Origin of the sequence: Paratissierella segnis (assembly GCF_014385195.1) — a bacterium.
In the GTDB taxonomy this organism is placed as follows: domain Bacteria; phylum Bacillota; class Clostridia; order Tissierellales; family Tissierellaceae; genus Paratissierella; species Paratissierella segnis.
In genome coordinates this window covers 1-24729 of sequence record NZ_JACRTG010000004.1, presented here as the reverse complement: position 1 = coordinate 24729, position 24729 = coordinate 1, and the positions used below count along the sequence as shown (strand labels likewise).

General features: G+C 33.6%; 24 protein-coding genes and 2 other annotated features. Of the genes, 10 read left to right on the top strand and 14 right to left on the bottom strand.

Annotated elements, in window-relative coordinates; genetic code table 11:
- Window positions 1–2: 2 nt before the first annotated feature.
- The 7 genes from H8707_RS01400 (at window position 3) to H8707_RS01370 (ending at window position 6517) form a co-directional block, all read left to right on the top strand.
- On the top strand, window positions 3–713 hold the full coding sequence (locus tag H8707_RS01400; protein ID WP_262428361.1) for a metal ABC transporter ATP-binding protein: 711 nt from the start codon (window positions 3–5) through the stop codon (window positions 711–713).
- Window positions 706–1539 carry a metal ABC transporter permease gene (locus tag H8707_RS01395; RefSeq protein WP_262428360.1) on the top strand — a complete coding sequence of 278 codons (834 nt, stop codon included), beginning with the start codon at window positions 706–708 and terminating at the stop codon, window positions 1537–1539. Before H8707_RS01400 ends, H8707_RS01395 begins: the two co-directional genes overlap by 8 nt.
- A complete protein-coding gene (locus H8707_RS01390) occupies window positions 1529–2062 on the top strand; it encodes a TIGR03943 family putative permease subunit (RefSeq protein ID WP_262428359.1) in 534 nt (177 codons plus the stop codon). The genes H8707_RS01395 and H8707_RS01390 overlap by 11 nt, the downstream gene beginning before the upstream one ends.
- Before the next feature lie 97 nt (window positions 2063–2159).
- Window positions 2160–2401: a binding site (T-box leader), on the top strand.
- A gap of 101 nt (window positions 2402–2502) precedes the next feature.
- Window positions 2503–3486, top strand: a complete 984-nt coding sequence (locus tag H8707_RS01385) for an ABC transporter substrate-binding protein (protein ID WP_262428358.1) — start codon at window positions 2503–2505, stop codon at window positions 3484–3486.
- Window positions 3487–3539: 53 nt separating this feature from the next.
- Window positions 3540–3779: a binding site (T-box leader), on the top strand.
- A gap of 101 nt (window positions 3780–3880) precedes the next feature.
- Entirely contained in the window at window positions 3881–4867 is a 987-nt protein-coding gene (locus H8707_RS01380; protein WP_262428357.1) for an ABC transporter substrate-binding protein, read from the top strand.
- A 23-nt stretch (window positions 4868–4890) separates the two neighbouring features.
- Window positions 4891–5787: an ABC transporter permease gene (locus H8707_RS01375; RefSeq protein ID WP_262428356.1), complete on the top strand. Its 897-nt coding sequence runs from the start codon at window positions 4891–4893 to the stop codon at window positions 5785–5787.
- A complete protein-coding gene (locus H8707_RS01370) occupies window positions 5753–6517 on the top strand; it encodes an ABC transporter ATP-binding protein (RefSeq protein ID WP_262428355.1) in 765 nt (254 codons plus the stop codon). The genes H8707_RS01375 and H8707_RS01370 overlap by 35 nt, the downstream gene beginning before the upstream one ends.
- A gap of 2 nt (window positions 6518–6519) precedes the next feature.
- Here the strand turns inward: H8707_RS01370 and H8707_RS01365 are convergent, their stop codons facing one another.
- From H8707_RS01365 to H8707_RS01300, 14 genes are all read right to left on the bottom strand, one after another.
- The gene (locus H8707_RS01365; RefSeq protein ID WP_262428354.1) at window positions 6520–7599 is read right to left on the bottom strand and encodes an esterase/lipase family protein; all 1080 of its coding nucleotides are present in this window, start codon (window positions 7597–7599) and stop codon (window positions 6520–6522) included.
- A gap of 89 nt (window positions 7600–7688) precedes the next feature.
- Complete coding sequence (locus H8707_RS01360) at window positions 7689–9728, bottom strand: urocanate hydratase (protein ID WP_262428353.1); 2040 nt, start codon at window positions 9726–9728, stop codon at window positions 7689–7691.
- 321 nt (window positions 9729–10049) lie between these two features.
- Window positions 10050–11738, bottom strand: a complete 1689-nt coding sequence (locus tag H8707_RS01355) for a sigma-54 interaction domain-containing protein (protein WP_262428352.1) — start codon at window positions 11736–11738, stop codon at window positions 10050–10052.
- A 105-nt stretch (window positions 11739–11843) separates the two neighbouring features.
- A complete protein-coding gene (locus H8707_RS01350) occupies window positions 11844–12467 on the bottom strand; it encodes an ABC-2 transporter permease (protein ID WP_262428351.1) in 624 nt (207 codons plus the stop codon).
- Window positions 12448–13314, bottom strand: a complete 867-nt coding sequence (locus H8707_RS01345; RefSeq protein ID WP_262428350.1) for an ABC transporter ATP-binding protein — start codon at window positions 13312–13314, stop codon at window positions 12448–12450. Before H8707_RS01345 ends, H8707_RS01350 begins: the two co-directional genes overlap by 20 nt.
- Before the next feature lies 1 nt (window position 13315).
- On the bottom strand, window positions 13316–13690 hold the full coding sequence (locus H8707_RS01340) for a GntR family transcriptional regulator (RefSeq protein WP_262428349.1): 375 nt from the start codon (window positions 13688–13690) through the stop codon (window positions 13316–13318).
- Window positions 13691–13846: 156 nt separating this feature from the next.
- Complete coding sequence (pcp, locus tag H8707_RS01335) at window positions 13847–14464, bottom strand: pyroglutamyl-peptidase I (protein ID WP_262428348.1); 618 nt, start codon at window positions 14462–14464, stop codon at window positions 13847–13849.
- A 42-nt stretch (window positions 14465–14506) separates the two neighbouring features.
- Window positions 14507–15097 (bottom strand): HD domain-containing protein, encoded by a 591-nt coding sequence (locus H8707_RS01330; RefSeq protein WP_262428347.1) that lies wholly within the window; start codon window positions 15095–15097, stop codon window positions 14507–14509.
- Window positions 15098–15519: 422 nt separating this feature from the next.
- Window positions 15520–16461, bottom strand: coding sequence for a hypothetical protein (locus tag H8707_RS01325; RefSeq protein ID WP_262428346.1), 942 nt, complete (start codon window positions 16459–16461; stop codon window positions 15520–15522).
- A 189-nt stretch (window positions 16462–16650) separates the two neighbouring features.
- Window positions 16651–17964, bottom strand: a complete 1314-nt coding sequence (locus tag H8707_RS01320; protein WP_262428345.1) for a 6-phospho-beta-glucosidase — start codon at window positions 17962–17964, stop codon at window positions 16651–16653.
- Window positions 17954–18289, bottom strand: coding sequence for a PTS lactose/cellobiose transporter subunit IIA (locus H8707_RS01315; protein WP_262428344.1), 336 nt, complete (start codon window positions 18287–18289; stop codon window positions 17954–17956). Before H8707_RS01315 ends, H8707_RS01320 begins: the two co-directional genes overlap by 11 nt.
- A 24-nt stretch (window positions 18290–18313) precedes the next feature.
- On the bottom strand, window positions 18314–18619 hold the full coding sequence (locus H8707_RS01310) for a PTS sugar transporter subunit IIB (RefSeq protein WP_262428343.1): 306 nt from the start codon (window positions 18617–18619) through the stop codon (window positions 18314–18316).
- 49 nt (window positions 18620–18668) lie between these two features.
- Window positions 18669–19931 carry a PTS sugar transporter subunit IIC gene (locus H8707_RS01305; protein ID WP_262428342.1) on the bottom strand — a complete coding sequence of 421 codons (1263 nt, stop codon included), beginning with the start codon at window positions 19929–19931 and terminating at the stop codon, window positions 18669–18671.
- Between the two features lie 159 nt (window positions 19932–20090).
- Window positions 20091–22805, bottom strand: coding sequence for a sigma 54-interacting transcriptional regulator (locus H8707_RS01300; RefSeq protein ID WP_262428341.1), 2715 nt, complete (start codon window positions 22803–22805; stop codon window positions 20091–20093).
- A 174-nt stretch (window positions 22806–22979) separates the two neighbouring features.
- On the opposite strand from H8707_RS01300, the gene H8707_RS01295 reads away from it, so the two are divergent.
- The 3 genes from H8707_RS01295 to H8707_RS01285 all read left to right on the top strand — a co-directional run bounded on the left by H8707_RS01295 (window position 22980) and on the right by H8707_RS01285 (window position 24593).
- On the top strand, window positions 22980–23867 hold the full coding sequence (locus H8707_RS01295; protein ID WP_262428340.1) for a VanW family protein: 888 nt from the start codon (window positions 22980–22982) through the stop codon (window positions 23865–23867).
- A gap of 74 nt (window positions 23868–23941) precedes the next feature.
- Window positions 23942–24202: a DUF3787 domain-containing protein gene (locus tag H8707_RS01290; protein ID WP_262428339.1), complete on the top strand. Its 261-nt coding sequence runs from the start codon at window positions 23942–23944 to the stop codon at window positions 24200–24202.
- 154 nt (window positions 24203–24356) lie between these two features.
- Window positions 24357–24593 carry a hypothetical protein gene (locus tag H8707_RS01285; RefSeq protein WP_262428338.1) on the top strand — a complete coding sequence of 79 codons (237 nt, stop codon included), beginning with the start codon at window positions 24357–24359 and terminating at the stop codon, window positions 24591–24593.
- Window positions 24594–24729: the final 136 nt, after the last annotated feature.

Below are 24729 nucleotides of genomic sequence, written 5' to 3'. Positions count from 1 at the left end.
TTATGAATTTGATTACATGCAAAAATATTTCCTTTACATATGATGGATTCCCCGCTGTGAAAGATCTCAATTTTTCTGTAGAACAGGGTGATTATCTCTGTGTTGTAGGAGAAAATGGAGCCGGAAAAAGCACATTGATTAAAGGTTTGCTGCGGCTCAAAAAACCATCAAGCGGTACTATCAGTATAGAAAACGGACTTATGGCTAACGAAATCGGCTATCTTCCTCAGCAGACTATAGTACAAAAGGATTTCCCTGCAAGCGTCTATGAAGTTGTTCTCTCCGGATGCTTAAATAGATTGGGTATCAAACCATTTTATACAAAAAAAGAAAAAACTCTTGTCGAGGAAAACTTACTGCGAATGGATATTATAGATCTGAGAGATCGTTGCTATCGCGAGCTATCCGGCGGCCAACAGCAACGGGTATTATTGGCTCGTGCCTTATGTTCCACCCAAAAACTGATTTTATTAGATGAACCCGCGGCAGGACTAGATCCGATGGTTACACAGGAATTATACGAGTTGATACGAAAGATTAACCAAGATATGGAGATTACCGTTATTATGGTTTCCCATGACATCCATTCGGCAGTACAATATGCAAAGCATATTCTTCATCTCTATCACACTCAGCTTTTCTTCGGAACAACAGCGGATTATAAAAATAGTGAAATAGGCCGTAGGTTTATGGGAGGTGGTTTTCGTGCTTGATTTGCTCAAAGAGATGTTTTCTTATCCCTTTATGGTAAGGGCAATTTTTGTAGGTACAATAGTAGCTCTTTGTTCGTCGCTGCTGGGTGTAAGTCTTGTACTTAAAAGGTATTCCATGATTGGAGATGGACTTTCCCATGTAGGTTTTGGCGCTTTGGCGTTGGCTACAGCGCTGAATATGTCTCCACTTACGGTTTCAATTCCTATCGTCGTGTTGGCGGCATTTCTATTACTCAGAATCAGTGAAAGCAGCAAAATCAAAGGCGATGCTGCGATTGCCCTGATTTCTACAGGGGCTCTAGCCGTAGGAGTGATGATTATTTCTATGACAACAGGCATGAATACAGATGTATGCAACTATCTGTTCGGCAGCATCCTCAGCATGTCACAAAGTGATGTCAATTTGAGTGTTATTCTATCAGTTGTTGTACTTCTCCTATTCGTCTTATTCTACAACCGCATCTTTGCCGTTACTTTTGACGAATCTTTTGCGAAGGCGACAGGAACCAACGCCGAACTTTATAATATGCTGATTGCCCTCCTAACTGCATTGATCATAGTGCTGGGTATGCGGATGATGGGAGCTTTGCTGATTACCAGCTTGATCGTATTCCCAGCACTAACTTCCATGCGGTTATGCAAAAGATTTAAGACTGTCATCGTAAATTCGGCAATCATCTCAGTTATATGTCTATGGATTGGATTGACAATATCCTATGTCTATGCAACACCTACAGGAGCCAGTATCGTCTTATGCAATATAATTGTGTTCTTCCTTTATTGGCTGATCAAAACGGTGAAAGGAGTAACTATCCATGATAAATAAATACAAAATGATGTGCACTATTCTTTTTCTTTGTATGCTTTTATCCGCTTGTGGCAGCGGAGTCGGTAAAGCTGATTTTGAAGAACCCTCATCCAGTGAAACCACTGAAATTCAAATGCCTGTAGCTTCCGATTCATTAGAAGAAGATGATAAATCATCAGACTCAGATATTTTAGAAATCGGTGAAAAGATGTTCTTAACTCAGATCAATGATATATATTTTAACTTTGATGACTATAAAGATAAAACGATTGTTGTAGAGGGAATATATGCACTTTTCTACTCATGGGACGGTAATGAAACAACTCCTGTCGTTTATCGCAATGGCCCGGGTTGCTGCGGAAATGATGGATGGGGCGGATTCCTCTTAAAATACGACGGAAACTTTCCCAATGAAAATGACTGGATAAGAGTAACTGGTACGCCAGAATTGGTCACGGAAGAATATTATACAGATTTATATCTAAATGTCAGTTCCATAGAAGTGAAAACCGAACGGGGCGCAGAGTTTGTGGCACAATGATTAACTACAATATTATCATAGAATAACTACATTATTTTATTTTTTTAAAAAAGGTATTGACTTTTTGGGATAAAGCCTTTAGAATGTTATTTATTACATAAAAGCGTTGAAGGAGAGAAACGTATCCTAGATTATTTTTAGAGAGTTGGGACAAAGGTGAAACCCAACAATAACAAGATACGATATATACACTCCTAAGCTGATTCGTTAAACGAATTTTTCAAGTAGACGAATCCGAAAGCCCATCGTTACAAGGGATAGGACTGTTAGGTCTGATTGAGCGATGACATATGTCATAATTAGGGTGGTACCGCGGATTTATAATCTTTCGTCCCTATGAGTATAGCTATAGCTATATTGATAGGAGCGAAAGATTTTTTTATGACATAACATATAAATTGGACCTAACAATTTAATTAAAATTGTTAGGAGGATTTTAAATGAAAAAAGGTAAAGTAAAGAGTTTAATTGCAGTAGTTATGGTAGGTGTATTGATGTTATCAGGTTGTACAAATAGCGGAAGCAAAGCATCTTCAAAGGCACAAAAATATACGATAGGAATCAGTCAGCTCTCTGAACACCCTGCTCTTGATGATGCCAGATTAGGGTTCATAGACGGATTAAAAGAATTGGGAGTAGACGCGGAAATTATATATCAAAATGCTCAGGGAGAGATTCCAAATACATTGAGTATTGCGCAAAAGTTTGTAAAAGATGAAGTGGATTTAATATATGCAATTGCAACACCGGCTGCACAAAGTGCAAAACAAGCTACAGATGATATTCCTATAATCTTTAGTGCGGTTACAGACCCGGTCGAATCGGAATTAGTAGATTCAATGAAACATCCGGGAGGAAATGTAACAGGAACATCGGATCTAGCACCCACTAAATCCCAATTACAAATGTTCAAACAAATAGACCCAAATATTAAAAAAATAGGCATTTTGTACAATACGGGAGAAAACAATTCTGAAGTTCAGATAGATGAGGTTAAAAGCTTAGCACCGGATGAGGGATTAGAAGTCATAACGGTTGGTATATCAACTATAAATGAAATTCCTCAAGCAGTGGATTCTATAATTAAAAAAGTGGATGCCATATATACCATCACAGACAATATGGTAGCATCTGCAATCAATGTAGTAGCGCAAAAGGCTGTTGAAAATAATCTTATAACAGTTGGAGCTGAAGATTCTCATGTTAAAGGCGGAATACTGATAACTGATGGTATTAGCTACTATGAGCTGGGAAAGCAATCTGCTAAAATGGCTCAAGAAATTTTAGTAAATAATAAAGCTCCCGGAGAACTGCCGTCAGAAACATCAGCCAATACAAAAAAAGTATTTAATGAAAATACTCTTAAATCTCTAAAGCTAGATGAAAATGATGAAGTCTTTAAAACTTCAGAAAAAATAAAATAATTTGAAAATCTATTGACAAATTGTTCATAACAGCATAGAATAGTATCAATTCAAAAAAAGCTTTGACGGAGAGAAAGATATCCTATCTTATTTCTAGAGAGTTGGAAAAGGTGGAAGCCAACAGTAAGATGATATGCAATATTCACTCCTAAGCTGATTCGTTAAACGAATTTTTCAAGTAGACGAATCCGAAAGCCCATCGTTACAAGGGATAGGACTGTTAGGTCTGATTGAGCGATGACATATGTCATAATTAGGGTGGTACCGCGGATTTATAATCTTTCGTCCCTATGAGTATAGCTATAGCTATATTGATAGGAGCGAAAGATTTTTTTATGACATAACATATAAATTGGACCTAACAATTTAATTAAAATTGTTAGGAGGATTTTAAATGAAAAAAGGTAAAGTAAAGAGTTTAATTGCAGTAGTTATGGTAGGTGTATTGATGTTATCAGGTTGTACAAATAGCGGAAGCAAAGCATCTTCAAAGGCACAAAAATATACGATAGGAATCAGTCAGCTCTCTGAACACCCTGCTCTTGATGATGCCAGATTAGGGTTCATAGACGGATTAAAAGAATTGGGAGTAGACGCGGAAATTATATATCAAAACGCTCAGGGAGAGATTCCAAATACATTGAGTATTGCACAAAAGTTTGTAAAAGATGAGGTGGATTTAATATATGCAATTGCAACACCGGCTGCACAAAGTGCAAAACAAGCTACAGATGATATTCCTGTATTGTTCAGCGCAGTAACCGATCCTGTTAAATCCGGAATAGTTCAAGATTGGAATAACGTTGGCGGAAATGTAACGGGAACATCGGATCTAGCTCCCACTAAATCTCAATTACAAATGTTCGAACAAATAGACCCAAATATTAAAAAAATAGGCATTTTATACAATACGGGAGAAAATAATTCAGAAGTTCAGATAGATGAGGTTAAAAGCTTAGCACCGGATGAGGGATTAGAAATCACAACGGTTGGAGTTACAAATACCAATGAAATACCTCAAGCTCTGGATTCCTTATTAAAAAAGGTTGATGCGGTATATATATTAAGCGATAATTTAGTCGCTTCATCAGTTGAATTGGTCTCGAAAAAACTTGTAGAAAATAAAATGATATCCGTTTCTGCTGAGGAAACTCAGGTACGGGGCGGAATTCTTATAACAAATGGACTTAGCTATTATGAATTAGGAAAACAAACCGCCCAAATGGCTAAAGAGATTCTTATAGATAAAAAAGATGTACCGACTATTCCAGTGGGAATAGCTGAAAAAACAATAAATACTGTTAACATAAAAACATTGAAAGATTTGGGATTGAACGAGAATTTGGAAATATTTAAAAATGCTGAAAAAGTTGGCAATTAACGAGTAAGGAAAGGATGTAAACTATGAATTCATTAATATTAACATCAATTGAACAGGGACTGGTGTTTGCAATTTTGTCAATGGGGGTATTCTTAACATATAAGATACTGGATATATCTGATCTATCCGTTGAGGGAACATTCCCCTTCGGCGCCTTTATATTTGCTAAATTTATTTCATTGGGGGTTAATCCTATTATAAGTTCATTGTTAGCTTTTTGCTTTGGGACTCTGGCAGGACTTATCACCTCTACTCTATTTATAAAACTGAAAATAAAGCCTTTACTGGCAGGTATTCTTACTATGACAATGTTATATTCCATAAATCTAAGAATTAATAACAAAGCAAATATACCGTTATTCAATTTTAAATCAATATTTGACTATGGTCCCGCTATACTTGTGTTATTAATAATAGTTCTATTGATTAAGATATTATTAGACGGATTTTTAAAAACTGAAATGGGCTATTTGTTGATAGCAACCGGAGATAATGAAGCACTGATAAAATCTTTAGGTCAAAATAGCAATAAGTATAAAACTATTGGGCTCATGCTGGCAAATGGCCTAGTTGCATTAAGCGGCGCATTGATGGCTCAAATTCAAGGCTTTGCCGATATAACCATGGGCAGCTCCATTATTGTAATGGCTTTAGCTTCCATAATTATCGGAGATACCTTTATGAAAAATTCGGATACATTAAAAAATACTACTCGAGCAATAGTAGGTGCTATCATATATAAAATCATAGGCGGCGTTGCTATTGATTTAGGATTGGCTCCAACTGATTTAAGAGCTATAAGCGCTATAATAGTAATCTTATTTATAGCTTATAACAATCTTGCAGTGGATGTAATGGGACTTAAAAAAAGGAGAGTGAAAGAACATGCTAAAAATAAAGAACCTATCAAAGAGTTTTAATGCTGAAACCGAAAATGAAATAAATTTATTTAATAATTTCAACTTAACAATAGAAAAAAATAAATGTACGGCTATCATAGGACCAAATGGCTGTGGTAAAAGCACTCTCCTCAACATGATTTGCGGAAGCATCGCAGCTGATAGAGGACAGATATACTTAAATAACAATGATATATCCAAATTAAAGGAAGAACAAAGATCAAATAATATAGGTAGAGTTTTTCAAGATCCCTCTATGGGCGTATCCCCTAGCTTGACTATCCTTGAAAATATGGCTTTAGCTGATAAAAAAGGTGAGAAATTTGCTCTTAAAAGGCTTATAAAAAGAAATAATATAGATAAATATAAAGATCTCTTAATGACTTTAGACTTGGGGCTTGAAGACAAACTTGATACAAAGGTTAAATTCCTATCGGGGGGACAAAGGCAGTCCTTGTCCTTAATAATGGCTGCCATGAAACATCCTGATCTATTGTTGTTAGATGAGCATACAGCAGCTCTTGACCCTAAAACATCAAATGTAATAATGAAAAAAACCAAAGAATTGATAAAAAAATACTCCATGACCACCATTATGATCTCTCACAATATGAAAGATGCTCTTGAATATTCCGATAGAGTCATTATGCTGGATAAGGGAGAAATAGTCTTAGATAAACCAAGCAGGGAAGTAAGTGAAAAGGAATTGATGGGTATTTACATTGCTAAACTGAATGAGTTTGTAGCATAAACTCATTCAGTTACCATAACCCAATATTTATCCGAAGATATTTTTACAACTTGAACATTTTTAGATTTTATATCAATTCCTGCTTTCGCTATATTATCCGTAAAGATATTATATGCCTTTTCTGCTTTGCTAATTTTAGTTTCTTTGACAATGGGTTTTTCTAAAATAGCCGATAGATAATCAGCTGATTTATATAATATATCCGTATGATTGCCTTCTATTACAATACTATCGGCATTTAGACATCCTAAAGTGCTGTCAGTAATTACAGTTCCATCACCCCTATTAGTTACATATGTCTTAATCGGCTTTCCGTCTGTCCATTTAGTCTTTCCACTGTCATTTATATCCACCAGAAATTTTTTATTGGTCTTAATTCCTGTTCCGCTTACAATAAAATATTTATTATAGGCATTATTAGTTTCATCTTCTAACCTATTCAAAAAGGAATTATTGATTGTCATTTCTTCGATTGGTATACCTCTTTTTGTACCGTCTTTGTTATAAAATAAATAACTTTCATATTTATAACTTGGAAGCAAATCTTTTGCTACCGGAAAGGCTTCCCTTAGTGTCTCTATATAATTTTCTTTTTGAAATATATTAAGGTACATTATAAAGCCAATTTTTAACGCATTATATAACGGATTATCCTCTACCTTTTGATATGGCAATTTTCCTCCGCTCCAAAAATAATATGCATTCACTGCTCCCAAATTTGGAGTACCTATCATAATTAATTTATCTACAGAATCCGGACTGAAATAATTGATATATGCCCTTCCCAGCAATCCTCCCAAACTATGCCCAATCAATATTACCTTATTCATGCCTGTTTTATACTTGATTATTTCTATATCCTGATAGAGATACTTATTCACCGCATCCAATACGGACATCTTCCAATCATAATATGAGACAAATAGATTTAACCCTTCTATATACCCCATTGAATTCAATATTTCTATAAATGGTTTATAAATTTTTTCTGCTAGTCCAAAGGAAAATTCCCCTGTACCTTTTATTACATCATCACCTAATGAACCAAAGAGCCCCGGTATAAAAACTATAGGATAATTCATATTGATACCTCCTTAGTTTTTATACTATGCAAAAACATTAAAGGCAGTTCTAAAATTAATAGAACTGCCTTTGTATGAAAACTCAGTTTTTACTTATGCGGATGTTTACTATATTCTTTTTCCACCAATTCCTTTACCAATCCTTCATCCGCTACATATGGAAGGGTAATATGATCTGTTTCCTTAAACATTTCATTGTATTCGGCCGCGGTTGAAATAGAGTTTTCATTCCTTGCCCATGCACGCCTAGCGACTCCGCCCATAACGTCCCATGGCATTGCATTCTTTAAAATATTGTCTACTCTTTCACTCCCGTCAAGTACCATACCAAATCCGCCATTGATAGCTTTCCCTATACCTACTCCGCCACCGTTATGAAGCGCTACTAAGCTCATTCCTCTTGCTACATTACCTGCAAAACATTGAGTAGCCATATCAGCCATCACATTACTTCCGTCATAAATATTGGATGTCTCCCTGAATGGTGAGTCCGTACCTGCTGTATCGTGATGGTCTCTTCCAATCATTATAGGACCTACCTCTTTGTTTCTAACCATTTCATTGAACTTTAGTGCAATTTCTGTTCTGCCCTTTGCATCTTGATAAAGAATTCTTGCCTGAGTTCCTACTACAAGTTGATTCTTCTCAGCGTCTCTTATCCAGTTATAATTATCTCTATCCTGGCCTCTCCTATTTGGATCAATACAATCCATAGCAGCTTTATCTGTCTTTAGCAAATCTTCCTCTTTACCGCTTAGACATACCCATCTAAATGGTCCGTATCCATAATCAAATAGCATTGGTCCCATTATATCTTCAACATAGGATGGAAATATAAATCCTTCTGATTCATCTACGCCATTTTTTGCAATGTCCTTTGCACCTGCATCAAATACCGACTTCATGAAAGAGTTGCCGTAGTCAAAGAAATAAGTTCCTTTATCAACTAGTTTCTTGATCAATTCAAAGTGATATTTAAGACTTCTATCTACTTCCTTTATAAATTGCTCTTTATCCTCATATAACATCTTTGTTCTCTCATCAAAAGTTAACCCTTGCGGACAATATCCTCCATCATATTCAGCATGGCATGAGGTTTGGTCAGATAATAGCTCAATATGGATATTATTATTTACTGCATATTCCAATAAGTCCACTATATTTCCATAATAAGCTAATGCAGTGGATTTTTTTGCTTTCATAGCTTCATTAGCCACTTTAAATAGCTCATCTAAATCCTCATAGTAATAGTCTATCCAGCCTTGTTCAAGTCTGGTATTGATTCTGGATATGTCAACTTCAGCTATTATGCCAACTGCACCGGCTATTTTTGCAGCTTTACCTTGAGCACCACTCATACCTCCTAATCCGGAGCTTACAAACATATGCCCAGTTAAATCTTCATCATGAGGTATTCCTAATTTTAGCCTGCCTGCATTTAAAATGGTGTTGAATGTGCCATGGACTATTCCCTGAGGTCCGATATACATCCAGCCCCCTGCAGTCATTTGTCCATAGTTTGCAACTCCCATAGCTTGAGCTTTTATCCATTGTTCTTGATTGTCATACATTCCTACCATTAAGGCGTTTGTAATTATAACCCTGGGGCTTTGCTTAGTAGATCTGAATAATCCAAGGGGATGTCCCGATTCTACTACCAATGTTTGTTCATCCGTCAATTCTTCCAGATATTTTTTCACAAGTCTATACTGCATCCAATTTTGAAATACTTGACCTGTTTCTCCATAAGTAACCAATTCATATGGGTATAGTCCTACATCAAAGGATAGATTGTTGTCTATCATAACTTGAAAAGCTTTTCCTTCAATACATTTCCCTTTGTACTCGTCTATTGGTCTGCCATAGATTGTTTCATCCGGTCTGAATCTATAACCATAGATTCTACCTCTAGTCAACAACTCTTCTAAAAATTCAGGTGCCAATGTTTCATGTAATTCTTCCGGAACATATCTTAAGGCATTTTTAAGAGCTATTTCTGTTTCTCTTTGTGATAATGTAAATTCTCTTTTTGGAGCTCTTCTGATTCTTTGGTCAAACTTAGGGTAATTAGGTAGATAATTATCAAGTTTAATTTCCATAGCAGCACCTATTTTATCATTGCTTAACATAAAAACCCTCCTATTATAAATTTTATATTGTTAATGGAAAATTCATGACAATTCACAGCTTACAATCACAATTAAAAAAATCTATGCTCGTTAACATGATATACATTTTTAAGCTGTGAATAGTAACAGGAATACTATAAATTTATATGATTATATTATTAATGCAATATTCATGCCAACACCATGTAGTCCAGAAGTATGCATTTTAGAACATTAAAAAATAAATCCTATTTTTATCTGCTTTAATGTGTATGAAAATCATACACATTTTATCAAATTACCTGCAAATCTAGCCTTTTTCTTTGTTTGTTTTTCACACACTTAGCTTCTATTTAAATCTAATTTTTTCATCCTATAAATCAAACTTTGTCTTGTTACACCTAATTCTTTTGCTGTTCTTGTGACATTCCAATTGTTATTATCCAAAGAATTTAATATCAAACTTTTTTCAAATTCATTTATTTTTTCTTCCAAGGAATATTCAGATATATTATCTAATTTATTTTCTTTGAAAATTGAATTCATAACTTCCAATAGATATCCGGGAATATTTTCACGTCTTAAATAAGTATCTCCTACTTCTGTCCTCACCATTATATTTTCAATAAAATGCTCTAATTCTCTTATATTCCCCGGCCAAATGTATTCCTTCATAAAATCTTTTAGATCCTCTTTCATTTTAGATACATTTTTATTCATATTTAAGTTGTTTCTTGATATATAAAATTTGGATAAATCAAATATATCATTATCCCTTTCTCTAAGAGGTGGAATCACGAGATTATATCCTGCGATTCTATAATATAAATCCTGCCTCAATTTCCCCTCTTCTATTAACAGGTAAGGATCTTCATTCATAGCGCTGATCACCCTACATCTAATGGGATACATCTCCTTGCCTCCAACTCTTCTAACGCACTTTTCCTGCAATACCCTAAGAAGTTTAGTTTGCATATTTATAGGCATGGAATTTAGTTCGTCTAAAAACAATGTCCCTTCCCCTGCTTCTTCAAATAGACCTGATGAATCTATAGCTCCGGTAAATGCGCCCTTTACCGTACCAAATAATATACTTTCCAGTAAATTTTCAGGTATTGCGGAGCAATTTATACCAATAAAGGGCTCTCTATTTCTTTTCCCATAATTGTGTATGCTTTGAGCAAATACCTCTTTGCCGGTGCCAGTTTCTCCAACTATCAATATATTGTTATTTAACCAAGAAATTGACTGAGCTTCATGTATCAGTTTTTTTATCCTTGTACTGGAACCGATAATATCGGAGAAAGTAAATCTGGTTCCATTGAATTTAATATCGGAGTCATCTTTAATTTTACTGCCAAATTGTCTTTTCAAATCAACAATTTCTGATAACAAGGACTGAAGCTTAGTTTCATTTTTACTAATTGAATATACTCCTATTATTTCACCGTCTTTTTCAATTGGATAAGTACTATAGGATTTATATATAGGTTTCCCATTGTTATAAGCGTGCGCTTTATATCTATTTATAATTGGAATCCTACTGGATTGAACTCCCATATGTTCAGATTTATTTTTATCACCATAGCCGTAAGCATCCCATATATATTCGCCTATCATGTCTTTTGATTCCATCTCTTCTAATTCTTCCATAGCTGGATTGTATATGACGACCCTACCATCCTTATCACTTACTAGGACACCATCATATAATCTTTCAATTATTTCTTCTAAAATATATGACTTGGTATTATCATCGTTATAATCCCCTATCAAATCAAAGATTAGAATAATTTTTTCCTGATTTCCCAACAATATACTGGATAGATTATAACTGTCATTATATAGCATAACCTTTAAATTTTTATTTAAGATTATATCCTCTATGTCTATGTCAATATCTTTTATATTCTTAATATCAATCAGTTTGCCCATATCACGACTTTTCCACAAAACATTGCCGGTTCTGTCAATTATAATTACTTTGGATTTAAAGTTTGTAATTATATTACCAATTGATTTAACGTCCATTATACTAACCTCCATCTTTAAAATAACAATTATAGTCGCCCACCCTTCTCATCTTAAATTATACCATAAAAGAAAAAAAAACGTGCAATGTATGCACGCCATTATCTATAAATCCTTTTTCTTATAAATATTGTATGAAATAGTACTTGAAATATATAAGGCTAACACTACTAATAAGGGCGATAACTTCAATATTGTCATAAGTTGATTTTCACTTGGCATAGAAATCCCCGACTTACTGATAACATATCCGATTATCATAGGTATAATTATTGCTCCCATCATCATTAGCCTGCTTTTTTCTACCCCGAATTTGAATATTAAGGGAATGATTATACAGATAAATGCCATTGATAGAACAAAAATAGCATAAGACGCTACTAAATATTCTTGGATACTCATCTTTGCTTTTAACAGGATTACTATATATCCTATACCTGTTGACAAGACTAAACCTGCCAAAGATAATAAAACTGCAAGGATATATTTGCTATATACTATAGTCTTTCTACTTATAGGCATTGATAATGCAAATTTATCCCACTTTGCCATATCATCATATGACATTGAGGTTATGCTCATCATGGTTAACAGAAAAACAATCATTCCGACTAAAATGCTCGGATCTCCTGATTGATATGCAAATAAGAAATATAATACTATCATAGCTATTATGGTGCCAAAGCTTTTCTTCAAATTTATTAAATCTTTAATCAACAGACCCTTCATTGATATCCCCCCTAATATGATATAGCATTATGTCCTCTAGATTAGCCGGATCTATTATAAAATCCCTATATATGCTGTTTTGTTTATTATTGATTAATACTTCATATCCAAATTTATTTTTCCTATGACCTAAAATGTCCTTCCTATCTATCTTGTTAAATTCATTTATTCCACATTTTATAATCCCATAATTATCATTTATTTCATCATTTGACTCTGTAAACACTAAATTGCCCTTATGAATGAATGTTATATAATCTGCAATCTTATCTAAATCGCTGGTAACATGAGTTGAAAATAATATTGACTTCTCATCATCCTGAATAAAATCCATAAATATATCCAATATCTCGCTTCTTACCACAGGATCAAGCCCTCCTGTAGGTTCATCTAAAATAAGTAGTTTTGGATTATGAGATAAAGCTGCTGCAATTGAAAGCTTCATCTTCATTCCCTTTGAATAATCTTTTAGAATCTTATTCTGAGGTAAATTGAATATATTTAGATAATCAAAAAACTTTTTATTGTCCCATTTATCGTAGATGTTTCCCATAAAGGTAGATATATCTTTGGGTTTTAAATTATCATGGAAAGAGCTTTCATCCAGCACTACTCCAATGTCTTGTTTGATTTTCATTTCATGTTTTATATTATCTAAGCCAAATATCGTTATCTTGCCGCTATCTTTTTTAATTAGATTTAATAATAGTTTTATGGTAGTTGTCTTGCCGGCTCCATTTTCCCCTATAAGTCCCATAATACTGCCCTTTGGTAAATTGAAGCTGATTTTATTCAAACTAAAGCCTGAATAGTGTTTAGTAAGGTTTTCTGCCTTTAAGATATCCATCTTATTCCTCCCCATATAAAGTCTCTAAAATATCCATTAGTTCATCTAAAGTTAAACCGCTGCTCTTAGCTATATCTACACTTTTTTGCAAATATTCCTCTGCCATCCTAAGATGTTCCTCCCTAATGAATTCTAAATTTTTACTTGCTACAAAGCTTCCTCTGCCTGTCACAGTTTCAATAAATCCATCTCTTTCAAGCTCCTCATATGCACGTTTAGTGGTAATAACGCTGATCCTAAGTTCTTTTGCAAGAAGCCGCATAGATGGAAGTGCTTCTCCTTCCTTGAGCTCACCTGTGATTATCAAGTTTTTTATCTGGGAAGCAATTTGTTCATAAATTGGATTTTTGTTTGAATTGCTTATTATTATATCCATAAATTCACCTTAAAATTAAAATATTGTATATATACGCCATATACAATATATTAGGTTGATTTATTTATGTCAATAAATTTTTTTAAATTTATATGACAATTCTATCCAATTACAAACAATTCACAATAGAAACCTTCTTTGCAAATAAATAGAGCATTAATTAGGCTCTTGAAATTTAATAGATGCTTCTATTGCAAGTTTTAGACCTTTTGTAATATTTTCAACGCTCATACTGGGTGTATTTCTTTTTGAAACAGCCTGTTCCGGTAAGAATGGTACATGTATGAATCCGCCTTTTATACGAGTGTATTTGTTGTTAATAAGATATAATAGTCCATACATAAGGTGATTGCATACATATGTCCCTGCAGTATTTGAGATACCAGCAGGTATGCCGCTATCTTTAATGTTTTTCACTATAGCTTTAATGGGAAGGGATGAAAAATAAGCATTGTCTCCATCCTCATATATTTTTCTGTCTATTGGTTGATTGCCTTCATTATCTGCAATTCCGGCATCATCTATATTTATGGCTACTCTTTCAACAGTTATATCGAATCTGCCCCCAGCTTGTCCAACACATATTACAATATCGGGATTCTCCACTTCAATTATCTTATTTAATTCTTCTATGGACTTTCCAAATACTGTGGGAATTTCCTTTTTAATTATCAATGCCCCTTGAATCGTATCTTCCAATCCCCTTATTGCTTCATACGCAGGATTAATATCTTCTCCGCCAAATGGTGAAAAACCTGTTACTAACACTTTCATCAGAAGACCTCCTATGCTTTTTATTCTTTATTTCCCCAATCCTTAATGATTGATAAGTCCCCTATTATAAGCATCTTCCAGCATATACTCGACAAACTCCCACAATTCATTTGAAGCTTCCTTAACCGGCGAAATTCTTTTATATATATCTTCTTTAGCCACGTTATATTTTTTCCATGTTCCGCCATTATTATTGTAATTACTTAACATAGGCTGTAATCTATCCATGCTTGCGGCAAATTTAGATTCAGGTGTTTTTTGCTCTTCAAACTCATCCCATAAAGCTCTTAATTCTTTGCCTTTATCTTCTTCCAACATTCCGTATAATTTATCTGCTGCTTTCACTTCTCTATCCCTTTTATCCATATTGCCCACTATGTCATAACAAAATGTATCACCTGCATACAGTTCCACCAAATCATGGGTTAAAAGCATTTTGATTACCTTACATGTATCAATATTTTCATTAGCATATTCAGATAGGATCATTGCCATCACCGATATATGCCAAGAATGTTGAGCATCATCTTCTTGTCTGTCTTCGCCTATTACGCTGGTCCTTCTAAATATGGATTTCATTTTGTCCAATTCAACAATAAATTCTAAATCTTTTTTTAATCTTTGACTTACCAAAAAAATCATCTCCCGTATTAATCATTATATATATTATAACATAAATGTAATCCTTCGATTAATTCACAGTTCACAATTCACAATCGACCCTTGGGTCGTCCTGCCGTGTACCCTTTGCAGTCTAAGGGTGAGTCGAGCAGTATAAGCATTGCTTACGAAGAATCTCCGTTTTTTAAAGATAGTAAAGATAGTGAAGAGTAATTATTTTTTAATTTCACTTTAATTAACACCTAAATATGTCCTCTTGAATATATATATATTGTGCCATAAATTTAAATTATTAGTTCTTCATCTATAATTATAGATGAAAACTAAACAGCCAAAAAGTTTAGACCTGTATAATACTCTATAACACCCCTTAAAAAGACAGGTTAGACCCCCGCTAACCTGTCTTTTCTAAATATAATCTAATATATATGCTTTTAAGATATCGCCATACTTATAAGTTCTAACTCCCATTTATCATTTTTAAAACTTGCCTCATATTTTGGGAAAACTGCTCCTAAATTTCCAAACCATGAAACTCCTGTTATAGTCGCTTTATTGTCTTTATATTCTTCTAATTCAATCCAAAGCAATGTCCCATCTTTTGACTTAATTAATTCTTTCTGATCGTCCATTTCAAATTTTGCACTATCATCTTTTACATCTTCAATATCATATACATTAGCTGACAGGCTTTTAAGTCTTTCTAATACAGCTTCCTTAGCTGTATCACTTAATCCCTCTAAGGTATCTAGATTTACAGCTAAAAATGAATCCCCACCATTTTCCTCTAAAAATGCAGCCTCCATAACATCTACATATAAGTCTATTCTTTTTCTTTCTTCCTCTGATATTTCAGATCTATCTATCTCTTTGCCGGTTTTAATTATAAATCCGTATTCACACTCATTGTCCCCCCACGAAGCAATCATTTTAAAACCCCTGATATCCTTCTTGTCTTCAACATAAAGTGAGCTTAAATAACTAGCCATATGAGTATTTATCTCGAATGAAGCCTTTCCGTCCTTTAATTCAACAGGAATATTAATTATCATCTCATCGCCATATATTTGACTTCCGGTGTCATCCAATAAAATGTCATATATCTCAAGCTGTTCGGGAGGATTGTTTTTGAATTCAATTTCAGTAGTTTCACCAATTTCAATAGATGGTATATCTATACCCTTTTTTAGTATCGTTTTAAAGATATCTTCTTTATCATAAACACTTCCATTCCATTTATTTTTTTCAACTGCATATTGTATTTGCTTCCCCCCAATATTTATTGATACCTCAGGAGGTTCATTCGTCGCCCCTTGAGACTTACATCCCGTCAGTGAAATTATAATAGCCATGAATATAATAATTGATTTTTTCATTTAATCATTCCCCTTTCGAATATGAGATTAAACATATACTGCAATTAGTTAATCTAATAATATCATAAATTCAAAATATATTATCATCTCGTGGCTTATTGTAATTAAATTGTAAATATTGGTGATTAGAATTATACCCTCATCAATCGTAAAAGCCTGCTGAAATTTCATTCAACAGGCTTTCGATTTTCACTTATACTGAGGCAAGTACTCTTTATTTTCTTTTATGATATCATTTAAGATCTTTTTAGCTACAGTCACTGAAGGAATTAATGGATGTACACTCAAGGCTTGGAGAGCTGTATCATAATCCCCTGTTACAGCTGCTTCTATTGTCAATTCTTCATAAGCTTTAACAACTTGTATCAACCCTTTTATTCTAGTGGGGATACTGCCTATATTTATTGGCTTAATATCCTTAAATCCCACAATGCTATTTGCTTCTATAACTACATTATCAGGCAAGTCGGAAATAGCTCCATTGTTTTTGACGTTAACTATTTGAATGTCCTTTTTATCATTATATATGGAATTAATCAGCGAACAAGCAGCATCTGAATAATGTGCTCCTCCCCTTTCAGCTAGTTGTGGGGGCTTTATATCCAAATCAGGTTTTTTATATAAATCAAATAACTCGTGCTCGATTTTTTTAACTACCTCTCCTCTTGTTCCTTCCAGCTTAGCTGATTCTTGTTCTTCTTTAAGCATTTCATCTGTTAAATAATAATATCTAAGATATGAGCATGGAAACATTCCCAATGATCTTATAAAATCAGGATCCCAATCAAGATCCGGAATATTTTTCATAGTACTTGATTTTCCTGCGGCTACTTCTTCTATAAAATTGTCCGTTATATCTTTACCATCAAGATAAATTTTTCTTCCCCATAAAAGATGGTTAATCCCTACAAAATCTATATACACTCTATCGGGCGTTACTCCAAGCATATCCGCACTATCATTAACCATTCCGATGGGTACATTGCATAGACCTGCTACTTTTACATTGCTGTGTTTAACTACTGCTTCTGTTACAATTCCGGATGGGTTTGTAAAATTAATCAACCACGCATTTGGGGATAACTCCTCTATATCTTTACATATATCCAATATAACAGGTATAGTTCTTTGAGCCTTCGCAAAACCACCTGCTCCTGTAGTTTCCTGCCCAATAGAACCATATCTCAATGGTATCTTTTCATCTCTTATTCTTGCGTCCAATTGACCTACTCTAAATTGAGTGGTTACAAAATCAGCATCCTTTATAGCTTCTCTTCTATCCAAAGTCAAGTGTATATCGATATCTAAACCTGCCTTTTTTACCATTCGTTTAGCCAGATTTCCTACTATATCAAGCTTTTCTTTCCCTTCTTCTATATCAACAAGATAAATTTCCTTTACGGGTAACTCTTCATATCTGTTTATAAAGCCTTCTATAAGTTCCGGCGTATAGCTTGACCCTCCACCTATAGTGGCTATCTTTAGTCCTTTTTTAGTCGTCATTTTCCACCGCCTCCTTATACTTTTTATTTTCCCTATATATCTCTATCATTTCCTCAATCAGATCCTTCGCCAATATAGCAGTCATTAAATGATCTTCCGCATGCATTAGAAGTAATGATAGTTCTAGTTTTTCCCCGGATGCCTCTTTCTGTATCATGCTGTTTTGTATATTATGTGTCTCATAGAGCTCATTTTGGGCATCTTTTATAAGAGCATCTGCTTTCTCAAACTCTCCCTTCTTCGCCATTGCCAGTGCTTCAAAACACAATGATTTCGCGTCTCCTGCATGACTAATTATTGTAAATACCACTTCTTCTAAGCTCATATATCATGCCTCCAATATCTCGTCCTATTTGAGTAAATTCAATGCTAAATCTAAAGTTTTTTCGCCATCCACCAGTCCATATACTTGTGGTGGAATATTTGCATATTTTTTGCCTTTACCTTCAATTATTTTTTTAACCCACTCTTCTTTGTATCTCACTTGAGGTCCTAACAAAAAGACATCATATTTAGCAACATACTTATCTAAATCCTCCACCGGTTCTGCATCAATTACTATATCGCCAATGCCCCTCTGTTTAGCACATTCCTCCATTTTTGTTACCAATAAACTTGTTGACATCCCCGCTGCACACATTAATAATATTTTCATATTAATTATCATTCCTTTCGTTGTAATAAAGACACAAAGAAGCTGTAATTTATGCTTCAATTGTTGAATATTTTTCCGTTTCTTCTTTTGATTCATTTAATAATTGTTGCTTTTCTGCATTCTTGAAGAATGGATAATAGATACAAGTTGCTATAACTATTGATAGAGCTGACCAAATAGCTGCACGCCAATCTCCTCCTGTTGCAAGAAACGGTCCTATAATCGGCGGCATTGTCCATGGAACCATTGCCACAGGTCTACCTATTATATTAAAATTCATCAATAAATAGGATAAGGCCGTTAGAACTAATGGTACAACTGTGAATGGTATAAGTATTAATGGATTCAAAACTATTGGAAATCCAAATATAACCGGTTCATTGATTTCAAAACAAGCTGACGGGAAAGCTACTTTGCCTAAAGACTTATAAAGTTTACTCTTGGATCTAAGCATTAATAATACCAAACACAAGGAAGCCCCTGTACCACCAACGTTAACAAATAAAGAATAGAATCCTGAGGCTGTAATGTATGGTATGGGTTCATGAGCCATAAATGCTGCAGTATTTACAGTTAAAAATTGTAGAAATATAGGATCTGCCACTCCTTCAAGTGCCATATCTCCGTGAATACCTGCTGACCAAAGCAAAGTAACCAACAGACTGTATATTAGTATTCCTGGCAATGTATTAAGCGCAAATACCAAAGGGCTAAATATTTTGGTTATAAATGATGTTATATCAAATCCTATGACAACTCTAATCATCCACAAAATAATCATAACTGCTAATGCAGGAGTTAATGCAACAAATGAATTTCCAACTGCTGGAGGCACTCCTTTGGGAAGCTTGATGACCATCTTCCTTTTTACAAATATCCTTAATATCTCGACAGCTAATATTGAAACAATTATTGCGGTAAATAAACCTTCTGCCCCAAAATTGCTAGTATCTAATTGATAATCCTCTGTTACCTGAGTTACCAAGAAAGCTGTAAGCGAAATTACCGACCCTGTAATGGGATCAAGGTCATATCCTTTAGCCAAATGATATCCGATTCCTATAGAGGCTAAAATCCCCAATATTCCGAATGAACTGTTTACAACCACATTCAACTTATCTCCGAAACCGCCTATAAAGTCTTCCCACCATGTAAATGGTAAATTACCAATAATAAGAAAAATACTCCCTACTATGATAAATGGGATGGTCAATGCAAGCCCATTACGTACTGCCACAAGATGTCTTTGATTGCCTACCTTAACTAATGGAGGCATCAACTTTTTTTGAAAAAAGTCCATAAACTTATCCATGATACATCCTCCTTAAAATATTTAAATTTTTATCATAATTTTATAAAGCAATTTTCATGCCATATTTTATGAACCTAAGAGTAATGGCGATTATAGAAGAATCCGTTTCACATATTTTATGTGTATTGCTAAAAATTTCGATTGATACACTTATGTGTATTATAATTGATACACAATTTTCATTATATTTACATACTCCTCATCTAAAAATGTTATATTAAATAAGCTTTCTATAGGTATAACAGCATTTTTTATAATTTTAAATTCATTTATATGATGTTTTATCATAGCCTCTTTATTTTTCGTATGAATTGTTTCATTTTCATTTAATACACGTTCCACAGCACAACCTATATGCAGTATAAGCCCCAGAACAACATTTTCGGTAATTGGCACACCTGAATTAAAAAGACGTATATAAAATTTTTTAAAACCTTCAATATACATATAAGCGTCAATATCAATTGTTTTATCTACCACATCTTTCATATTATTTATAACTTTTAAAATTTCGAAACTATTTTCTAAAAGAGTTAACTTGTCCTCATTAAAGGTATCAGCTATAGAAAAATATATCATATCTTCTTCCTTAGGATCTAAAGGTCCAATAACGGCTAAAATATTTTTCTTTTGTTTAATTTTCTGAATATTATTTTTAAAAATCACATTGTCCGATACTTCTACAGGAATTATATCTATGTCATAACCGGAAGCATTTATTTTTTGTTCTAATATATTTTTTAATTTTATTGCAGTCCCCTTTCCTGTGATACAGGCTGTCAATATCACATCATTTTTTAATTTATTGCTAAATTTAATACTATCTCTATATATTCTTCCAGTAAATGGACTTAACTTGATGCAGGAATCATACACTTCTTCCAGCGATGAATTTAATAAAGCCTTTCTAGTGGCCTCAAGCACTATAGGTGTAGAAACCATTTCAACTGTTCTTACAGGTATTTTTGTTTTTTCGTATATCATATCACCAAAAAACACCAAAGACCCCATATCCACCAGAAAAATAATACCTTTCCCTTCATTTATTTCTTTAACAACACCCATGATGTTTTCCAATGCCTTTTCCGGTTTCTCATCCAAAGTCATGTTGTAACCAACTGCATGTTTTTCTTCCAGCAAGCGGTTGGCCACATCTGCTATAGAAGTAGCTGCTGACTCTCCATGCATGGCAACAAGCACTGCAACTCTACCTTCACTATCATCTTCTTTTTGATCCATATATAAAAACATGGCTATAAATCCAATTTCATCATCAGGTAAATTGATATCTAAATTAGCTTTTAAGTCATTTTTAAGTCCAATAGCTACATCATACTCCAGTTTATGATGTTTCCTTATATCCTCCAATTGATTATTTTCAATTTTCTTTCCACTATTAATTCTTTCTATTGAACTTGCTAAATGCATTGAAAGTGCATGAAATATCTTGGAATTAAATTCTCTATGTAATCTTTCTTCAGCTTCTTTTAGAAATTTTTCAACTATATCAACTATTCTTTTATCTACAACCTTATATAAAGCTTCTAGATTTTTATTTTCTGTATTGAGGATGTATCGCTTTAAATAAGTATCTACATCAAGACTCATCACAATATCGATATCGTTTTCACTCAGCCCTTTAGATTTTAATGTATTTCTTTTTTCTTCCAGTGCCTCATAAAAATTGTAGATTTTCATATCACCATTATTATATAAAGAATTTGTTTGATCAACTGTAAAACTTATTACACTCTTATTCTTAATAAGTTTATCAATTTCATCTTTATTTTCTTTATATTTAAGAGCCCCTCGCAATACATATCCGGGCAAGTCTTCACTATGTACACAAATTTTATTATCCTTATCAGTTTTACTTTGGAGAAATGCCTTTGCACAGCAAAGCTTTATGTCGCTTTTAAGCTGTCCAATATTATTAGGACAATCATAAAGCAAAAGCGCCTTCATGGAATTTGCGGTTACAGATATATCCTTTTTAATACATGCCGCCTCAGATTTAAAAAACCTCTCAATCAGCTGATATCTTTCTTCTATTGTTCTGTCTTTTAACGGGGGAAATTGTATTATCATAGGTATTCTTCTAATAAATGTCCTCAAAAGCGTTGAATTTATATTTTCTGTGGTAGCACAAATTATCAATAATTTAGAATGATAATCAGCATTAGGTTCTCCGAGCTTTCTGTATATTCCCTTGTCAATAAGGTAAAAAAGCATTTCTTGCCCTTCCGGAGGAAGCCTATGTATCTCATCCAAAAATAGCACTCCTTTATTTGCCTTTCCCACTACCCCGATTTTCTCTTCTTCTGCTCCTGTATATGCTCCTTTTTTTACACCAAAAAGCTGAGCCATAAGTAATTGGGGATTATTTGCATAGTCTGCACAATTAAATGCTGCAAAAGGTGCATCTTTGCCTATTTTCCCTATTTCTTTGGCATATTTATACATAATTTCTGCAAACATTGATTTTCCTGTGCCTGTTTCTCCATATAGCAAGGTATGCAATCCATTCGGAGGATATATGATTGCTGCCTTGGCTTGTTGAACGGCATTTTTTAGACTCTGATTCTCTCCGATAATCTTACTGAATATATCTTTATCATCTTTTATTACATTATCCTTCTCTTCTTCTATGAGGAAATTTAAATTATTTACCTTATAAAGTACAGGCTTTCCCTTTAACTTTTCTATTCTGCCATCCTTAAATAATTTGTTTAGATCACTTGATACATTCGTTCTCTGAAGTCCTAATATATCTGCTATCTCACTTGCAGATAGTCCTCTTATTTCTCCTGTTTCCTTATATTCCTTCATACAGATTTTTGATACAATTTCATAAACTTTTTCAATTCTCTTCACCTTTATCACCTCATCCTTAGGTTTGCAATCGGCAATTCACATCTTGATTATACCTCATATTCCTAAATAAAGTTAATTATTTTAGCTGTATTCTGTAATGTATTTTCATTAATTTTGAATATAATATCTTCAGTTGATTAAAACTATACATATTATAATTTTTGGAGGATATATATGAAAAAGGACAAATTCTATATCTTTATATTATCAATAATAATTCTTTTTCCCCAAAATATATTTGCAATAGAAAAAATAGAATCAAACATATTGTTAAATGAAACGATAGAAAATTATGATATCCCTGAAGTCTCCGGTGAGGTCGACAATCTTCCTTGGAGAAATGATGAAGATTTTTTAAAAGCAAAAGAAAAATACGATACTCCCATTCTAATGGCAGGATTTTGCGCTGTTTTAAAAAATCCTCTACCAGGCGAGGAATATAATGTATCATTAGCCGCCAAAGGTATTAAAGGTAAAGTTATAAAACCATCAAATATATTTTCGCAGAATAATTCCATTGGTCCCTATACAGAAAAACGTGGATTTAGAGAAGGCGCTTCATATATAGGAGACAAAATTATAATGACTGAAGGAGGCGGAGTTTGTAAAATCGCCACCACTCTTTATAATCTAGTGGCTTTATCTAATCTTGAGATTGTAGAAAGACACAATCACTCTATGCCTGTAAACTATGTGCCCTATGGGCAAGATGCTACAGTAGCTTTTGGTGTTAAGGATTTTAGATTTAAAAATACTACAGATGGAAATATCTTAGTCTGGTCTCAGTTAATAGAAAATCGGCTATACATGGCGTTTTACGGAATCCAAAAGCCTCCAAGAGTCACTTGGAATCACGAAATTAGGGATATCGTAGAGCCTTCAATTAAATATGTAAAAAATGAAAATCTTAAAAAAGGCGAAATGAAAACCGTTATAGAAGGATTGAAAGGTGCAAATGTGAAATCAAGTATAACCGTCGAATACGAAGATGGCACTGTAGAAATGAAAAGCATGGGAATAAGCCGCTATTTACCTTTACCTAAACTGATTGAAGCAAATTAATAATTTTATTTGTTAATTTATGCTTGAATTTTTTTAATCACTTTGGGTAGATATATATAAAGGATGGTGATATCATGAAAGAAAAAAAGATTGATGTAAATGGTTTGAACCGCATAATAGAGGACGAACCTCGTAATCCTTCTAAATTAGAAGAACCTGTTAAGAGACCTAACGAAGGAAGCTATAGAATGCATAAGGATTCAAAGATGGAAGATACTGCAACCGATGTATATTATAAAACCGAATGTAAAATACCCGATTCAAAAGTGGCAATACCAACGGAGGATGCTGTAATTGAAGCTAAAGAATGGGTAGATGATGAAAACAGGAAATAGCCTTTAGGGCTATTTTTTTACTTTAAAATGCACCGTTAGCCTAACGTTTCATTTATCGTTTAACTTTTAAACGATAAATTTAATTAGGATATGTAATAATTCTCACTCCTTTTCATCATACTAACTGTATCATCTTTGAAAGGAATGGTTGTCCATGGAAAATAAAAAAACTATGGAAGAAGTTATTAAGCAGGCAAAAAAAATTGAGGAAAATAACTTTTCAAATATGGAATATACTTCAAGTATAAGTATGCTGATCAATTCCAATGATTTGGCTCAGCCGAAGGATAAGAAACTATCAGAGAAGTTCAGAAAACTCAATAGACAATTAGAGGATATAAATAAACTTACATCGGATTTATTAGATGATTTGACCAGCAGACATAATTGATAATATGTATAAAAATCGGCAGTGTAAATAATTTTGTGTATTCTCATTCTTTAATTAATAATTGGTAAAAGAATACAAAGTAATATAATATTAAAACCGACTCTTTCAAAGGTCGTTTGATTAAGTATATTGTACC

Coding starts and splice junctions, on each gene's coding strand:
- H8707_RS01345 (WP_262428350.1), bottom strand. CDS start 13,314: ATGGATATCTTAAAGGCAGAAAACCTTACTAAACACTATTCAGGCTTT.
- H8707_RS01295 (WP_262428340.1), top strand. CDS start 22,980: ATGAAAAAGGACAAATTCTATATCTTTATATTATCAATAATAATTCTT.
- H8707_RS01400 (WP_262428361.1), top strand. CDS start 3: ATGAATTTGATTACATGCAAAAATATTTCCTTTACATATGATGGATTC.
- H8707_RS01320 (WP_262428345.1), bottom strand. CDS start 17,964: ATGACGACTAAAAAAGGACTAAAGATAGCCACTATAGGTGGAGGGTCA.
- H8707_RS01375 (WP_262428356.1), top strand. CDS start 4,891: ATGAATTCATTAATATTAACATCAATTGAACAGGGACTGGTGTTTGCA.
- H8707_RS01360 (WP_262428353.1), bottom strand. CDS start 9,728: ATGTTAAGCAATGATAAAATAGGTGCTGCTATGGAAATTAAACTTGAT.
- H8707_RS01325 (WP_262428346.1), bottom strand. CDS start 16,461: ATGAAAAAATCAATTATTATATTCATGGCTATTATAATTTCACTGACG.
- H8707_RS01315 (WP_262428344.1), bottom strand. CDS start 18,289: ATGAGCTTAGAAGAAGTGGTATTTACAATAATTAGTCATGCAGGAGAC.
- H8707_RS01310 (WP_262428343.1), bottom strand. CDS start 18,619: ATGAAAATATTATTAATGTGTGCAGCGGGGATGTCAACAAGTTTATTG.
- H8707_RS01390 (WP_262428359.1), top strand. CDS start 1,529: ATGATAAATAAATACAAAATGATGTGCACTATTCTTTTTCTTTGTATG.
- H8707_RS01290 (WP_262428339.1), top strand. CDS start 23,942: ATGAAAGAAAAAAAGATTGATGTAAATGGTTTGAACCGCATAATAGAG.
- H8707_RS01380 (WP_262428357.1), top strand. CDS start 3,881: ATGAAAAAAGGTAAAGTAAAGAGTTTAATTGCAGTAGTTATGGTAGGT.
- H8707_RS01350 (WP_262428351.1), bottom strand. CDS start 12,467: ATGAAGGGTCTGTTGATTAAAGATTTAATAAATTTGAAGAAAAGCTTT.
- H8707_RS01370 (WP_262428355.1), top strand. CDS start 5,753: ATGCTAAAAATAAAGAACCTATCAAAGAGTTTTAATGCTGAAACCGAA.
- H8707_RS01340 (WP_262428349.1), bottom strand. CDS start 13,690: ATGGATATAATAATAAGCAATTCAAACAAAAATCCAATTTATGAACAA.
- H8707_RS01385 (WP_262428358.1), top strand. CDS start 2,503: ATGAAAAAAGGTAAAGTAAAGAGTTTAATTGCAGTAGTTATGGTAGGT.
- H8707_RS01305 (WP_262428342.1), bottom strand. CDS start 19,931: ATGGATAAGTTTATGGACTTTTTTCAAAAAAAGTTGATGCCTCCATTA.
- H8707_RS01285 (WP_262428338.1), top strand. CDS start 24,357: ATGGAAAATAAAAAAACTATGGAAGAAGTTATTAAGCAGGCAAAAAAA.
- H8707_RS01365 (WP_262428354.1), bottom strand. CDS start 7,599: ATGAATTATCCTATAGTTTTTATACCGGGGCTCTTTGGTTCATTAGGT.
- pcp (WP_262428348.1), bottom strand. CDS start 14,464: ATGAAAGTGTTAGTAACAGGTTTTTCACCATTTGGCGGAGAAGATATT.
- H8707_RS01355 (WP_262428352.1), bottom strand. CDS start 11,738: ATGGACGTTAAATCAATTGGTAATATAATTACAAACTTTAAATCCAAA.